The organism is Acinetobacter sp. SwsAc6, assembly GCF_013391565.1.
GTDB classification, from domain to species: Bacteria; Pseudomonadota; Gammaproteobacteria; order Pseudomonadales; family Moraxellaceae; genus Acinetobacter; species Acinetobacter cumulans.
Window position 1 is genome coordinate 57,423 of sequence record NZ_JACAXE010000010.1, and the last position, 15,074, is coordinate 72,496.

The 15,074-nt window shown below is 40.5% G+C and carries 15 protein-coding genes; 5 read left to right on the forward strand and 10 right to left on the reverse strand.

The window, feature by feature from the left end; all coding sequences use genetic code 11:
- Nucleotides 1-16 precede the first annotated feature (16 nt).
- A complete protein-coding gene (locus HYG93_RS09130) occupies nt 17-226 on the reverse strand; it encodes a helix-turn-helix transcriptional regulator (protein ID WP_084792783.1) in 210 nt (69 codons plus the stop codon).
- Nucleotides 227-336: 110 nt separating this feature from the next.
- Between HYG93_RS09130 and HYG93_RS09135 the strand changes: the two genes are divergently transcribed.
- The 5 genes from HYG93_RS09135 to HYG93_RS09155 all read left to right on the forward strand — a co-directional run bounded on the left by HYG93_RS09135 (nt 337) and on the right by HYG93_RS09155 (nt 3,385).
- Nucleotides 337-552: a hypothetical protein gene (locus tag HYG93_RS09135; RefSeq protein WP_004684369.1), complete on the forward strand. Its 216-nt coding sequence runs from the start codon at nt 337-339 to the stop codon at nt 550-552.
- A 12-nt stretch (nt 553-564) separates the two neighbouring features.
- Nucleotides 565-1,749 carry an Arm DNA-binding domain-containing protein gene (locus HYG93_RS09140; RefSeq protein ID WP_104441253.1) on the forward strand — a complete coding sequence of 395 codons (1,185 nt, stop codon included), beginning with the start codon at nt 565-567 and terminating at the stop codon, nt 1,747-1,749.
- Nucleotides 1,739-1,990 carry a hypothetical protein gene (locus tag HYG93_RS09145; protein ID WP_104441254.1) on the forward strand — a complete coding sequence of 84 codons (252 nt, stop codon included), beginning with the start codon at nt 1,739-1,741 and terminating at the stop codon, nt 1,988-1,990. Before HYG93_RS09140 ends, HYG93_RS09145 begins: the two co-directional genes overlap by 11 nt.
- 65 nt (nt 1,991-2,055) lie before the next feature.
- Nucleotides 2,056-2,628 carry a DUF1376 domain-containing protein gene (locus tag HYG93_RS09150; protein ID WP_178962382.1) on the forward strand — a complete coding sequence of 191 codons (573 nt, stop codon included), beginning with the start codon at nt 2,056-2,058 and terminating at the stop codon, nt 2,626-2,628.
- Between the two features lie 10 nt (nt 2,629-2,638).
- Nucleotides 2,639-3,385, forward strand: a complete 747-nt coding sequence (locus HYG93_RS09155; RefSeq protein ID WP_005137612.1) for an ATP-binding protein — start codon at nt 2,639-2,641, stop codon at nt 3,383-3,385.
- Between the two features lie 515 nt (nt 3,386-3,900).
- Here HYG93_RS09155 and HYG93_RS19380 read toward each other — a convergent pair.
- From HYG93_RS19380 to HYG93_RS09200, 9 genes are all read right to left on the reverse strand, one after another.
- Complete coding sequence (locus tag HYG93_RS19380) at nt 3,901-4,068, reverse strand: transposase (RefSeq protein ID WP_252149998.1); 168 nt, start codon at nt 4,066-4,068, stop codon at nt 3,901-3,903.
- A gap of 38 nt (nt 4,069-4,106) precedes the next feature.
- Complete coding sequence (locus HYG93_RS19385) at nt 4,107-4,388, reverse strand: transposase (protein WP_252717864.1); 282 nt, start codon at nt 4,386-4,388, stop codon at nt 4,107-4,109.
- Nucleotides 4,321-4,716, reverse strand: coding sequence for a transposase family protein (locus tag HYG93_RS09170; RefSeq protein WP_178962383.1), 396 nt, complete (start codon nt 4,714-4,716; stop codon nt 4,321-4,323). The genes HYG93_RS19385 and HYG93_RS09170 overlap by 68 nt, the downstream gene beginning before the upstream one ends.
- A 159-nt stretch (nt 4,717-4,875) precedes the next feature.
- A complete protein-coding gene (ppk1, locus tag HYG93_RS09175) occupies nt 4,876-6,954 on the reverse strand; it encodes a polyphosphate kinase 1 (RefSeq protein WP_114392921.1) in 2,079 nt (692 codons plus the stop codon).
- 112 nt (nt 6,955-7,066) lie between these two features.
- Nucleotides 7,067-8,335, reverse strand: coding sequence for an MgtC/SapB family protein (locus HYG93_RS09180; RefSeq protein ID WP_004907087.1), 1,269 nt, complete (start codon nt 8,333-8,335; stop codon nt 7,067-7,069).
- A gap of 49 nt (nt 8,336-8,384) precedes the next feature.
- Nucleotides 8,385-9,977 carry a Na/Pi symporter gene (locus HYG93_RS09185; RefSeq protein WP_178962384.1) on the reverse strand — a complete coding sequence of 531 codons (1,593 nt, stop codon included), beginning with the start codon at nt 9,975-9,977 and terminating at the stop codon, nt 8,385-8,387.
- Nucleotides 9,978-10,118: 141 nt separating this feature from the next.
- Nucleotides 10,119-11,243, reverse strand: a complete 1,125-nt coding sequence (locus HYG93_RS09190) for an ABC transporter permease (protein WP_120366258.1) — start codon at nt 11,241-11,243, stop codon at nt 10,119-10,121.
- A gap of 1 nt (nt 11,244) precedes the next feature.
- Nucleotides 11,245-14,001: a ribosome-associated ATPase/putative transporter RbbA gene (gene rbbA / locus HYG93_RS09195; protein WP_004907095.1), complete on the reverse strand. Its 2,757-nt coding sequence runs from the start codon at nt 13,999-14,001 to the stop codon at nt 11,245-11,247.
- On the reverse strand, nt 13,998-15,056 hold the full coding sequence (locus HYG93_RS09200; protein ID WP_004907097.1) for an HlyD family secretion protein: 1,059 nt from the start codon (nt 15,054-15,056) through the stop codon (nt 13,998-14,000). The genes rbbA and HYG93_RS09200 overlap by 4 nt, the downstream gene beginning before the upstream one ends.
- Between the last annotated feature and the right edge of the window lie 18 nt (nt 15,057-15,074).

A 15,074-nucleotide genomic window follows, 5' to 3' on the forward strand; every position in this document is an offset into this window, starting at 1 on the left:
TAAATATTTCATCGTCTTAAGATTCTTCAGCTTGTAATTTCAGAAGATCTCCTACCTCTACATTTAATAATAAACAGAGCTTCTCAATAGTTTCAAAATCAATACGAGTCGATTGACCATTATAAAGTTTATGCAGAGTGGTTTTACTCATCCCTGTTTCACGCGCAACATCCGCAACCTTCATTCTGCGTTCTGCTAATAAGACTGGCAAATTGCAAACTATCATTAATTACCACCATTGTGTAATAAAGTACTTGCATGATGTATTAAATGCTTATAGTATTGCATTGTAATCTTAAATAACATCATTGTGATACTTTTTAAAAGGATATACATATGAACTTCACGTATCTTACTACAAAAGAACTTTCGGAACGAATTCATTACAACGAGCGTACTATCCGAAATCAACTCAAAGATAGCGTCTTACTTGAAGGCGTTCATTACATTCGCCCATTTGGTGGGCGCAAAATTCTTTTTGTTTGGGAACGCATTGAGGAAGATATGACAAAAACCTCGTTCGGCTCTCTTCATAGCCTACAACTACAATAGGAGTTCAATCACATGGCCTCAATCCGTACAAGATACGGCAAGCTTACAATTGATTTTCGGTACTTAAATAAGCGTTGCCGTGAAACAACTGCAATGGAAGATACACCTAACAATCGTAAAAAACTTGAAAAAGCGATTGAACGTATGGAAGCTGAAATGCTCTTAGGTGTATTTGATTATGCAAAATATTTTCCCAAAAGTGCTCGACTGGCAGAAATTAAAGCTGCTGAAAACCAAATCAATGCAGTGAGTTCTAAAGCACCTGTTTTTTCTAAGTACTGTGAAATATGGGTTGCTGATAAAGAAATAGAATGGCGTAGCAGCTATGCAGAAAAAATTAGGATTGTTATTCGAAAATATTTAACTCCATATTTCGGAACAATTCCTGTTATTAACATCAAAAAGTCAGACATCCTTGGATTCCGTTCATCCCTCGCCAAAGTGACATACGGAAATAACCAAGAATGCCTTTCACCATCACGAATCAACCAGATTATGACAGTACTTCGTATGATACTAGATAGCGCATCCGAACGATATGATTTTGATAGCCCTTACAAAAACATAAAAAGTTTGAAAGAAGGTCGGATTGAAGTCACGCCTTTCTCTCTTGAAGAAGTTCAGCGAATTATTACATCTGTTCGTGACGACTTTAAACCTTATTACACCATCCGCTTTTTTACGGGTATGCGCACCAGTGAAATCGATGGCCTTCAATGGAAAAATATCGACTTGCAACGTCGTGAGATCCATATCCGTGAAGCGTTAGTGAATGGTGTTCTTGGTGGAACCAAAACGTATGGTTCTGACCGCACGATCCAGATGAATGACCGGGTGTACCAAGCCTTTCTGCAACAGAAAAGCCTCAACAACGGAAAATCGGACTTCGTCTTCTGCAACCGTGATGGTGGTCCTCTAGACTACCGTTTAGTTAATAAGCGTGTATGGCACCCTATCCTGCGCTTTTTAGGATTAACGCCTCGTCGTGCTTATCAGACACGTCACACAGCTGCCACACTTTGGTTATCTGCGGGTGAAAATCCTGAATGGATTGCACGTCAGCTAGGTCATTCGACCACTGAAATGCTGTTCCGTGTTTACAGCCGCTACATTCCAAACGTCACACGTCGTGATGGCAGTGCTTTTGAAGCCATGCTGGAAAGACTAAATACAGAGGAGCCTGCTCATGAACAGTAAAGCTTTCTTTGGCGGTGTAGTCGTCAGTCCTGAAGCAGATTTGGTCGCTCGTGAACTCATTCATGAGTTACACATTCCCAAACTGCACAATCTGGCCTTTTTGCTGGAAATCAATAAATGCTTCGATGATCACCAAGCATTGAGACTCTGGCTGCAGCGAATGCTGGATGAAGGGCAAGCCCATTACGATGACTTGGCCCAACAGGCCCGTCTCCGCTTAATGAGTCTCGCTCACTCATAAAACAAACATACAAGGTCATCCAATTGATGACCTTAGCCCCTCTATACCCATAAAAAGGTAAACCCATGCATAAAGATATTTCAATTTGGATGCCACTCTATATTGGCGACTTACAGGCAAAATTTGCACGAATGACTGCAGAGCAAATCGGTGCAGCACTGCTGTTAATGATGGATTTCTGGAAAAATGGAGCTATTCCTCATGATTTAGCAACGGTATGCAGCATCACGAAATTACCGCAGCATACCAAGGCTAAAACTTTGTTGAATACGCTGACAGCATTGGAATTATTTGAAGTCGAATCTGAACAAATTCTTTCAAGTTTTTTAACCAGTTTAAAAAACCAAGCGCTGCAAAATCAACAGATGAAATCTGATAAAGCTAAAAATGCAGCTCAAGCACGCTGGAATAAATCCGCAAGTAATGCTCAAGCATCAACAAAGCAACGAAAAGTAAGTGCTCAAGCAGCTCCTGAGAAGAGCCCGAGTATTACTCAAGTCATGCTTGAACCATGCCCTTCATCTTCATCTTCATCTTCATCTTCATCTTCATCTTCATCTTCATCTTCATCTTCATCTTCATCTTCAAATTTTGAAGAAAAAAATGAGGTTTTTTTAGAAAATTCCAAATGGATTTAGGAGAAGGATCATGAATACCATGCTTAAAACGCTCCAGTTGAGCGTAGAAACAACAGAAACACTTTGCCCTATCCATCATATACCCCTGATGGAAATTGCCGGTCACAGGCTCTGTAAATTGTGTGCGAAAGAAACCGTCCATCACTCACATGCAGCCTATGCAGATGAGCTGCAACAGCGATTGCTACAACAGAAAATCAAAAACTCAGGGCTCAATAAACGCTACCTGGATCGTGGCTTCAAGAATTATGTAGTTGCCTGTCCTGCACAAGACAATGCCATCAAACTATGTCAGGCCTTTGCACAGCAGATTATTTCTGACCACAACCCGAACATGTTGATGATTGGTACACCGGGTACAGGTAAAACCCATCTGAGTGCATCAATTATTCGCAACATTCTGCATAACAGTACAAAATCTGCACGCTACTATACCAGTGCAGAAATTGCTCAAAAAATGATGGACACCTGGTCAGATTCTTCACGCTCTGAAAAGGAGGTTATCGAGCATTTCTCCGGTTTTGATTTATTGGTGATTGATGAATATGGCCTGCATGACCGGCATGAAAAACGTCTGGAGATGGTACATAAGGTTTTATATAGCCGTTACGACAACATGAAGTCCACGCTGCTAATGTCCAATTTCACATTACAGAATATACAGCGGGATTTAGGTGTCCGATTATGGTCACGCTTACACGAGAATAATTTAATTACGATACCATGCTATTGGGAAGACAACAGGCTTCTTCCTTAAAAGAAGCAATCATAATAAAAGTGTAAAACCATCCAATATGGTTTTACACTCTAAAATCTATTAAATCATCCATTGTAAAAATAATTATATTTAAAAAAAGTTGCTTTAAAGCAACTTTTTAAATCAACTAAAAATTAATATAATGTTTACCATATTTATAAAAATGCAATATACTTATAATATATAAAATATTAATTTCTAGGAAAAAAGATGAAATTTACTGCGAACAAACTCTTAATTCCATTAAGTCTAATTATATTACTAATAAGTTTTTTAATCATTTTATACCGACTTTCCATAAATTAGATAAAATAATTCAACATACTTAACCTGAATCTCGGATAAGGATTTTTCTTCAAAAATAAAAAGATAAACGTTATTTTAGGATTAACTTTTACAGATATTAGATTAAATTGCAGAGCTTTTTATGATCAAAATGATCGATCAGCTCAAAGATGAATGGTCTTAACTCCTTAAGCAGGATTCAGATTACTTAATTAGATCTCTTTCATAAGTCATTTTTCACTCAATTCCATATGGTAAATTCCAGCGATTAAGTTGAATCTCAGACCGAGTCTCTTACCTCTATTTCGGTAACGGTCAGCTAGAATTTTAAAGGTCTTAAGTCGACCAAATACGTGCTCAATCCCGATTCTTCTTCTGTTAATCTCTTGGTTATACATTTTAAGCTGAGGATCTAACTTACAGTGCCGTTTGGCTTTTAACGGCAATAGGCTCTTAGTGTAAAAACAGCATAAATTCCTTGATAGCCTTTATCTGCAAGGATAAAAGTCCCTTCAGGAATTTGATTTAAATTGCGTTTGAGCAACTCGAAATCATGCACTGCACCGGGACTGCTACATAAACTCAGAATTTGCTGAGTTTTATAGTGAATCATGGCCTGTACTTTAAAGGTATGCGTCTTTTTCTTGCCACTATAGCTTTTCTTCTGTTTTTTTAGGTCTTTGTATTGGAATTTCTGTGGCATCCACGATGACAACATTCCAGTCTATACCTTCACCTGCAGGTAAATTCTTCGGTAAATTGAACAGGTTTGACTGAATTAAGCAGTCTTCCACATGACGTACAATTCGCGAAACTGTTGGCTCTGAAACACCATAGCTTGTTGCAACGTGAAATAAAGTTCGATACTCGCCCCAATAGCTCAGACACAGAAGAACCTGGTCTTCGAGACTTAGCTTGGATGGTCTACCTTTAGCAGGAACCTGCTTCTGTAATTGTTCCACCATTACATAAAAGGTTGACCATGAGATGCCTGTATATCGCTTAAACTGTGTTTCAGAAAGCTTCTTCGAATCGATGTGTTTCATCAGCAGATTATGCATTAATGCTAAAAAATCCGGGGTACAAATATTAATCAAAAAGATGATCGCTTTTTTGATTTATGAAAGAGATCTATTAACTTGAAATTTTTACGCATCTTAAATTGAAAAAATCCGATTTAACCAATTTAAAACCGGATTTTTTCATCAAATAATATCACCTAATAACGTCTGTTGTGCATTATGAGGCTTTTGATCTTCTGTCGAGATGTTACGACACCAACTACCATCACTTTGCAATAACCATGATTGCTGATTATCCATTAAATAATTTTCTAACCCTTGCTGATAAATTCTTTTTTTGAGTCCAGTATTTTCAATAGGAAAGCACACTTCAACACGTTTAAATAAATTACGCTCCATCCAGTCAGCACTAGAACAATACACACGTGTATCACCATTATTGTAAAAATAATAGACACGAGTATGCTCAAGAAAACGCCCTACAATTGAGCGAACACGAATATTTTCTGATAAGCCAATTAGGCCTGGACGTAAACAACAAATAGAACGAATGATTAATTCTATTTGCACACCAGCTTGAGAAGCTTCGTATAATTTATTAATCAATTGAACTTCGGTTAGTGCATTGACCTTAATGATAATTTTTGCCGGTTTCCCTGCTTTCGCAAGCACAATCTCATTTTCAATAAAATTCATCAACTGACTATGCAAAGTAAATGGTGCATGTAGAAGTTTCTTTAACTTCACCATTTTGCCCATACCGGTTAATTCTTGAAAAATACGATGTACATCTTCACACAAATCTTGATTGGTCGTTAATAAACCGTAATCAGTGTAAATTTTGGCATTGCCAGCATGATAATTTCCTGTACCTAAATGTGCGTAGCGCACCAGTTTTTGATTTTCTCGGCGTACCACCAAAATCATTTTGGCATGAGTTTTATAGCCGACAATGCCATATACCACCACGGCACCCGCTTCCTGTAAAACATTGGCAACAGCGATATTGGACTCTTCATCAAACCGTGCCCGTAATTCAATCACTGCGGTGACTTCTTTACCATTTCTTGCCGCCTCAGCCAAAATTTGCACAATTTCTGAATTTGCACCGCTACGGTACAAGGTCTGTTTAATGGCCAAAACATGCGGATCTTGCGCGGCTTCACGTAATAATCGAATTACAGGGGAAAATGATTCAAAAGGATGATGCAATAAAATATCTTGTTTCTGCATCGCACTGAAAATATTTGCAGATTTTTTCAGTATTTTTGGAATCACAGGAGTATGTGGCTCATAGCGTAAATATGGGCGTTTAAAATCCGAGACCAATCGAGCCAAATTAACAGGCCCGTCGACACGATACAATTGATGTGCATGTAAATCGAATTCTTTGAGTAAGTATTCATAAATATGTGTTGGACAATTTTTATTGACCTCCAAACGTACTGCCCGACCAAAACGGCGTGAACTGAGTTCGTCTTTTAAGGCTTCCGCTAAGTCTTCAACATCTTCAGTTAACGTTAAATCTGCATTTCGGGTTACTCTAAATTGATAGCAACCCGTTGCCGTCATTCCCGGAAATAAATCAGACACATGAGTATGAATAATTGAAGAGAGCATCACATGATGCTCTTTGCCTTCGGTCAACTCATCTGGCAAACGCACCACACGTGGCAATGAACGTGGTGCAGGAACCACTGCCAAATCGATCTGACGGCCAAAGGCATCCTTACCTTCCAAAGTCACAATGAAATTAAGTGATTTGTTGACCAAGCGTGGAAAGGGATGCGCAGGATCTAAACTTATTGGTGTTAAGGCTGGTGCAACCTGTTCCTGAAAATATTTTTTGACCCAATTAGATTGTGCTTGAGTTAACTCTCCACGTCTTAAAAAGCTGATGCCTTCTTCTCTTAACTGCGGAAAAATTTGCTCATTTAAAATTTGATATTGGCGTTCAATCGCAGCATGTGCTGTCTCCGAAATTTGATGTAAAATTTCTTGTGGGGATAAACCATCAGCCGTTTGTATGTCTCGCTCTTGAACAAAATGTTCCAACATAGTTGCAACACGAATTTCAAAAAACTCATCTAAATTTCTAGAAAAAATTAATAAAAAATTCAATTTTTCTAAGAGTGGATTTAAAGGATCGACCGCTTGTTCTAAGACACGTAAATTAAAATCTAAAATTGACAACTCGCGATTAATATATCGCTCAACTTGACCATATACCGGGGGGGAGGCTTGTGTAACTACGGAATTCATATACTACCCATATTTCTTAAAAGCAATGCCATTTTTAGTTGGCTAAAAATAAATAGAATTACAAAACAAAAACTTAAATACCATTCTAAAATATTGAAAATAAATCCTAAATTTACTGAATAACCATCCAAAGTACCGCCATTAAAATCGCCATATGCAGCATTTGTGCGGGGGCAAAATATAGAAAATATTTCCCGCCACCAGTTAAAAATGCATTGATGCTTTTAGAAAATGCATGTGCAGCCAAACCAATCATCATAGCGTAGACCAACGTCATCTGCTGTGGTGTTCCTTGCATCACCACCGTTGCCATGGCGGCATGTACTTCAAATAAAGAAGCGAAGAATGCCCCAATAATCAAACCGCTATCACCCAACACTACATTCAAGCCATATACCGCTGCTTGAATCACTGTCAGTGTTACCACAATGATTAAGGCTTCCTTAATGCTGAACATACGACTGTCCATATGCGTAATATCATTTTGTGGTGTAGCCTGTTGACCCATCGTCGCTTTGGATGAATGAATTAACATCAAGGCAATGATCAAAAGCACTGCAATGCCAATACTGCAAGGCAACAATAAAACCTTAAACCAAGCAAAATTAATCCCTGCGACAATAATCAGCAGCTGTAACAGGGTCGCAATACAGGAAATTAAGCCTGCACCAGCATTAGATTTGGCTTCTGCTTTGCCTGAACGGACTTCCATGCCCAAACTGGCAATAGTTGCGGTGCTAGAAACAAAACCGGATGCCAAAGATGACAACATCAAGGCTTTATTGTTTGGCAAGAGACGTTTAGCAATATGTGCCAAGGACTGTACGCCTAAAATCATGATCAGCAGTTTTAGAATCACATATGGATTGAGTACTGTGCCCCACATTGCCTGATCCGGCATCAGTGGCAAGGCAATTAAAATCAGTGCCAGTAAAAACAAACCGTCACGCAGTTCAAAATGCTGAATCCAATTGCCAGCAAAATAATGCAATGACTGCTTGCCCATTAAAATCAGACACAACACTACCGCTAACCCTGCAGCAAGCGGCACATTAAACACACATAATGCACCAATCAAATAGGTCATCAAAAATGCCAGTTCAGTGGTCGCACCAATATCCTGTTTTTGTTTAATCAGGCTATAAACACAAAAAGTCGTGACTGAAAATGCACCTAAGATACCTACTGCAAGATGTAGTAAAAAACATACTGCCCCAAGCAAGGCGCAAATGGTAAATGAACGCAGTCCGGCAAAACTGGGTTCACTTTCTTTACGATTATGCCTTTCCCGTTCTAAACCGATTAATAAACCGCAGCCTAATGCAGATACCATGACTCTCAATAATTCTTGAAAGGACAAATCTAGTAATACAGTATTCAATTTCTTAGCCTCAACACAGCTGGATAAAAAATGCGATGAACCACATTCATCAAGACTCCTCTAAAAGACGCTCATACATCACGTTAGAGAAACGATAGCTATGTGCAATTAAGCGATCCATCCAACGCTGTGCAGCTAATAATTCCACCCCTTTGGATGCGCTTAATTGATTTACTTCGGTATATTCCATGACTTTTTTACGCGTTTCGGCACGATGGCTACTGGTCCATTTTTTTAACTGATTTAAATCGGCTCTAAGATTTTCAATGACTGACCGATCTGCTAACTGTTCTATATGTGAAAAGTAACTTTCTAAAATATTGCAATAATCTAGTGCTAACTGAAAAATTGCCGGCTGTGTTCGTAGCAATATGGCATTATCTAAACGCTCTAAATCATTATGTAAGACACGTACATAGACCATTACTCGCAGTAATGATAAGAATTTTTGTTTGAGTGCAGGATGCTCAGGAATCGCTATTTTTTCTAAATACTGCTCAATATGCTGAATAATCTCATTCAGCGTATTCAACTGTTGCTGTCTAGGTAATGTACCGGTCTGAAAAACCATTTGTAGAATTTTAAAAATCTCAAATATGCTGAAATATACCGCCTTTTCCGCGGCCTGTACTGCAATGGCAGGTACTTGCAAACTTGCATCATCCAGACTGTCTAAAATGGCAGGATTATTACTTGGCAACCATTGGATAATTTTCTGTTCTAAAAATTTCAGACTTGGCATAAACATACATGCCCCCAACACACTGAATGCTGTATGAAACATCGCGAGCATAATCACTTGATCAATGCTGCTGAAAAATGCACTGTGTTTAATCAACCAAAGAAAAAACGGTGCTAACAGGAAAAATGCAGCAATCGCACTCACGAGATTAAAAATCACGTTCACAGCAACTGTTCGTTTGGCATTGATCGAAGCGCCAATCACCGAAATCACGGTAATGCTGACTGCACCAATATTTTGCCCAATCACCATATATAGCGCCTGCGGCAAGTCAATCGCACCACTGACTAAGGCAGCCATAGTCGCTGTAATAGATGCACTAGAGGACTGCAGCAGCATTGCCATAATGATGCCGATCAGCACCAAAACCAATTGTGACCACAAGCTGTCATAACCAAAAAAGGATAAATCTGAGTGTACAGCAAACCCCGCCATGGCTTTTTGCAAAACATCGATGCCAAAGAAAATCAGACCAAAGCCTGCAATCACAAGGCCCAATAAGGCCATTTGGCCTTTAGCGATGAGTTTAAGCAGAGCGCCTAAAGCAATCATCGGTAATGCCAACATGGAAATGGAAAATTTCATGCCCAAAAATGCCACAATCCAACCAGTACTGGTTGTGCCGATATTGGCACCAATCACCACACTCATGGCTTGCGTGAAACTGAGTACCCCTGCTCCGACAAAACCAATGGCGGCGACAATTGTTGCTGTAGATGAATGCACCAGCAATGTCATACCCAAACCTGACAGCATGGCTTTAAACGGCGTTGCCGTAAACCTTGTCAGTAACTCCTTCAAGGTCTGACCTGCAATTTCTTTAAGGCTATCAGTCAGTAACGTCATACCAATTAAAAATAGACCGACACCGCCACATAGTTCAGAGAGAATTTGAAGCACTACATTCCCCTATAAATTTCAAAAAAATTATGCTATTCAATGACATTTATTTAAATCTTGCGCCATTGAATTATTATCAAAGAATAAAAAAAAAGCAGGCAGACTATTCGGGGAGTCATCTGCCTGCAAAAGGGAAACCCTTTACGCCATGGTATGAATCGTGTCTTTAAAGCGCTTCCAAGACACATAAAAAAACACTGACGCAATACCTAACAACCATACAAATGATGGCCACACCACATCGAATCCTGCATTACGGTATAAAATGGCCTGAGCCAAAGAGACGAAGTGTGTAGTTGGGGCAATCATCATGACCTGCTGCACAATTTCCGGCATGCTTTCGCGTGGAGTAGATCCGCCTGACAGCATTTGCATTGGAATTAGTACCAGCATCATTAACAAACCAAACTGCGGCATAGATTTTGAAACGGTTGCCATATAAATACCCATCGAAGTGGTTGCAAACAGTGTGAGTAAGGCGCCAAAGAAAAAGAGCGGCAAACTACCATCAATCGGGACATGCAATACACCCTGAATCACGACTTTTAAGCCAACAAATACTGCGATCAATACCACAAGACTCATTGACCAGACTTTGGACATCATGATTTCAAATACCGTTACTGGCATCACCATCAAATGTTCAATGGTGCCATGCTCACGTTCACGAATCAGCGCTGCACCAGTCAGAATAATTGAAAGCATTGCCACGTTATTAATAATCCGCATGACACTCATAAACCATTGATTTTCCAGTGTTGGATTAAAACGGGAGCGTATCGCCAAATCTATAGGCAGATTAGTAACTTCACGGTTACGCAGCACATATTCATTCACTTCAGACTGAATCATCTGCTGAATATAGCCTGCGCCCGACATGGCTTGAATCATACTAGTCGCATCAACATTCACTTGAATCTCTGCACTTTCGCCAGACAATACATCTTGCTGAAAATTGGGTGGAATATTTACTGCAAAAGTAAACTCACCTGCATCCATACCCGCATCCATCGTGCTAAGCGTTGTGGTTTTACTGGTAAAATTCGGAGGATAAAATGTTGAAGAAATCCGTTCCGACAAAGTTGAATGATCCTCATCAATAATCGCAATCGGCGCCATATTCAATGTTTCTTTTACAGCAGTTGATGATGTGTAAACTGATACAGTAAAGGTGTAAATAATTAACACCAACATGATTGGATCGCGCCAGAGACTCCAAAGCTCTTTACAGCCGAGCTGGTAGATATTCTGTAATTTTGTGAACATCTTATTGCTCCTGTTTCTTCAGCAAGGCAATAGCAGCAAACATTACTACCGGAACAGCCATGGCCATGATCCAAATGGCCTGTTTCAAATCATCAAAGCCCAAACCTTTATTAAAAATTCCACGACTGATATTGACCATATGCGTTGCCGGATAAATTTCCCCAAACCAGCGTCCAAACCCATCCAAAGACGATACAGGATTGATAATTCCAGCAAACTGCATAACTGGTATCAAAGTCCCAATCATGACTAAAAACATTGAAGCAATCTGGCTTTTGGTAATAGTAGATGCCAATAGGCCCATACCTGTGGCAAAAATTACAAACAAAAAAGAAGCTAAGGTCAGAGCAAAGAAGCTACCTTTTACAGGTACATCAAATAAAGTAACCATGACCAAACACATAAGGAAATAGTTCAACATTGCCAACAAGATATATGGAATCTGTTTACCAATTAAAAATTCTGTCCGCGTCACTGGTGTGACATACAAATTCACAATCGAACCTAATTCTTTTTCTCGCACCACAGATAAAGCAGTCAACATGGCAGGAATCAACAGTAATAATAAAGGCAATACTGCGGGGGTCATCGCAGGTAAACTTTTAATATCTGGGTTATAGCGGTAACGAGTTTCAACACTCACAGTACTAGATGTTTTATAACCACTTTGTTCCAATGCTTTTTGCATCAGCCAATACGTGTGAATCCCCTGCACATAACCTTGCACAGTTTCTGCACGCTGTGGCATCGCACCATCAATCCACGCAGCGACTTGCACCTGTTCACCACGAGCAACATCACGAGCAAAATTTGGCGGAATTTCTATCGCCAAGGAAATATCCCCACTACGCATACGCTGATCAATATCATCATAGCTTTGCAGCGCTGGCTGTTCGATAAAATAACGCGACCCTGCAATACTCATGCTGTAGTTTTGACTTAAGCTCGTTTGGTCACGATCCAACACAGCGAATTTGAGGTCTTCAACATCCATGGTGATGCCGTAGCCCATGACCAGCAGTAAAATTAATGACCCCATTAAAGCCATGGTGGCGCGAATCGGATCACGCGCCAACTCCAAAGATTCACGCCAGGCAACACTCAATAACCGGCGCAAACTGAATTTTTTTGGCTTGGCATTCAGTTCTTTACTGCCATTTGTTTCAGCAATACTTTTCGCCAAATCATTGGGCTGATCTTTAGTGCCTGCACCAGCATCAATCAAATAACCGATAAAAGCTTCTTCAAGTGTTTCAGCATGGCGGTTTTTTATCAGCTGTGCTGGTGACGCACTGTCAAGCACTCGTCCAGCGTGCATCATTGACATTCGGTCACAGCGCAACGCTTCGTTCATAAAATGAGTTGAAATAAAGATCGTGACCCCATCATTACGCGACAAATTGATTAAATAGCGCCAGAAATTATCACGCGCAATCGGGTCAACCCCAGATGTTGGTTCATCCAGAATTAAAATTTCAGGATTATGCACCAGTGCCACTGCGAGTGATAAACGCTGACGCACGCCCAAAGGCAAATCATCGGGCAGTTTTTCTTTGACTTCTTCCAGGTCAAAACGCTCCAGCATGAGCTGTACACGTGGCTCAATCTGTTCTTTTGGTACATGAAATAATTTGGCATGTAAGACCAAATTCTGCACAATGGTCAGCTCGCTGTATAGGGAAAATGCCTGCGACATATAGCCGACACGGCGACGAGTTTCAATATTGTTGCCCTCTACAGGCTCACCAAACAGCCACGCCTGACCTTCTGAGGCTTCTAAAAGTCCCGTCAGCACTTTCATGGTGGTGGATTTACCACAACCATTCGAGCCTAAGAAACCAAATATTTCACCACGCTTAATTTTAAAATTAACATGATCTACCGCAGTAAAATCACCAAATTTCACTGTTAAATCTTGCGCTTCAAGAGCATAGCTTTCTGAACCGTAGTCAGGTAAAGGCGGAATCACCACAGGCTCATAGCCGAGCTTTTTTTCTTCTGGCAATAGTTGAATAAAAGCATCTTCTAAACTGTTACATTGCGTTTCAGTCAATAATTCTTGTGGTGTGCCAGTTTTTAAAATCTGCCCATCATCCATCATCGCCAGCCAGTCAAAGCCTTGTGCTTCATCCATATAAGCAGTAGCAACAATAACACTCATCTGTGGACGAACTTTGCGAATGCGGTTAATCAGTTCCCAAAATTGCGCCCGTGCCAAAGGGTCAACCCCTGTGGTCGGCTCATCTAAAATCAGAAAATCGGGATCATGAATCAAAGAACAGCACAGACTTAATTTCTGCTTCATCCCACCCGATAATTTACCCGCAGGACGGTCGAGAAAATTGTACAAGCCTGTGCTTTTGGTCAGATCATCAATCCGTTTGCGTCGCTCGGCAGCATCATGCCCAAACAGACGTGCCACAAACTGTAAATTCTCTTCAACCGATAAAGTTTTATATAGGTTTTTCCCTAAACCCTGCGGCATATAGGCAATATGTGGGCAAACACGGGTACGGTGTTGTTTATCGGCAATATCACCGCCCAACACCTTTAAGCGACCTTGCTGTACAATTTTCGCCCCTGACAGCAAAGCCAATAGACTGGATTTCCCCACCCCATCTGGACCGATTAAACCGATCATGCAGCCTGCTGGTAAGGATAGCGACACTTGATTCAGTGCAACCGTTTTTCCATATTTCAGACTAACATTTTCAATTTCTGCAACAACCGATCCTTTTTCAGATTGTTGTGTCATCATTTAACTGTGTTCTCTAAAAATGTCGGCCAAGCTGCCTGATCATCAATTTTGATATATGCCACACCTGGCAAACCTGTTTTGACTTGTTCGATATATTTGTTCAATAAAGTTGGATCAATTTTCGCTTTAACACGGAACATCAGTTTTTGACGTTCGCTTTCCGTTTCCACCGATTTTGGTGTGAACTGTGCAGTATCGGCAACAAAAGACACTGTAGCTGGAATCACCACATTTTTCGCAGCATCCAATACAATACGTACTTCTGTTCCAATAGCAATTTTACCTGCAACGGTTTCAGGCAAAAAGAACGTCATATACACATCAGATAAATCAATCAGATTGAGCACACGCCCGCCCGCTGCCACCAACTCACCCGGCTGCGCGACACGGAACTGAACACGTGCTTTTAATGGTGCACGTAACTGTGCATCATCCATATCAAATTTAATCCGTTCCACCGAGGCTTTGATGGCATCGACTTGAGAATGTGCGGCTGACACTTGGCTTTTAGACGCAACAATTGCCCCTTGGGCACTTTGTACCTGTGCTTTGGCTGCGCTTAATACCGCAATGGCTTGCTGTGCTGCGGCACGTTCATCATCCAGTTGTTGCTTGGACGATGCGCCTTCTTTGGCTAAAACTTCGGTACGCGCTAAACGATTTTTAGCCGCCATCAGTTCTGTTTCACGCTGTTGTACCATGGCTTCAGCGGCGGCTTTTTCGCTGATCCGCATCGCCACTTGTGCTTCCGCTGTCGCAATCGCATCCTGGGCTTGACGCTGTTGTGCTTCCAATTCACGTAACTGGGCTTCTAAAGTCGAAATTTTAACCCGCGCCAAGATTTGACCAGGCTCGACAAAGTCACCTTCTTTAACCAAAATTTCTTCTAACTGGCCAGATAGCTTACTAGATACGTTAATTTCAGTGGCTTCAATACGTCCATTGCCACTGACTAAGGCATCAGTGTCTGGCTTATTCATATTTTTCCAGATCAGATAAGCGACCAACCCTAAAACAACGATGAACCCAGCAATGGTTATTTTCTTAAAATTCATGTTTAATTACCCAATATT

Coding starts and splice junctions, on each gene's coding strand:
- HYG93_RS09130 (WP_084792783.1), bottom strand. CDS start 226: ATGATAGTTTGCAATTTGCCAGTCTTATTAGCAGAACGCAGAATGAAG.
- HYG93_RS09135 (WP_004684369.1), top strand. CDS start 337: ATGAACTTCACGTATCTTACTACAAAAGAACTTTCGGAACGAATTCAT.
- HYG93_RS09140 (WP_104441253.1), top strand. CDS start 565: ATGGCCTCAATCCGTACAAGATACGGCAAGCTTACAATTGATTTTCGG.
- HYG93_RS09145 (WP_104441254.1), top strand. CDS start 1,739: ATGAACAGTAAAGCTTTCTTTGGCGGTGTAGTCGTCAGTCCTGAAGCA.
- HYG93_RS09150 (WP_178962382.1), top strand. CDS start 2,056: ATGCATAAAGATATTTCAATTTGGATGCCACTCTATATTGGCGACTTA.
- HYG93_RS09155 (WP_005137612.1), top strand. CDS start 2,639: ATGAATACCATGCTTAAAACGCTCCAGTTGAGCGTAGAAACAACAGAA.
- HYG93_RS19380 (WP_252149998.1), bottom strand. CDS start 4,068: ATGTATAACCAAGAGATTAACAGAAGAAGAATCGGGATTGAGCACGTA.
- HYG93_RS19385 (WP_252717864.1), bottom strand. CDS start 4,388: ATGTTGTCATCGTGGATGCCACAGAAATTCCAATACAAAGACCTAAAA.
- HYG93_RS09170 (WP_178962383.1), bottom strand. CDS start 4,716: ATGAAACACATCGATTCGAAGAAGCTTTCTGAAACACAGTTTAAGCGA.
- ppk1 (WP_114392921.1), bottom strand. CDS start 6,954: ATGAATTCCGTAGTTACACAAGCCTCCCCCCCGGTATATGGTCAAGTT.
- HYG93_RS09190 (WP_120366258.1), bottom strand. CDS start 11,243: ATGTTCACAAAATTACAGAATATCTACCAGCTCGGCTGTAAAGAGCTT.
- rbbA (WP_004907095.1), bottom strand. CDS start 14,001: ATGATGACACAACAATCTGAAAAAGGATCGGTTGTTGCAGAAATTGAA.
- HYG93_RS09200 (WP_004907097.1), bottom strand. CDS start 15,056: ATGAATTTTAAGAAAATAACCATTGCTGGGTTCATCGTTGTTTTAGGG.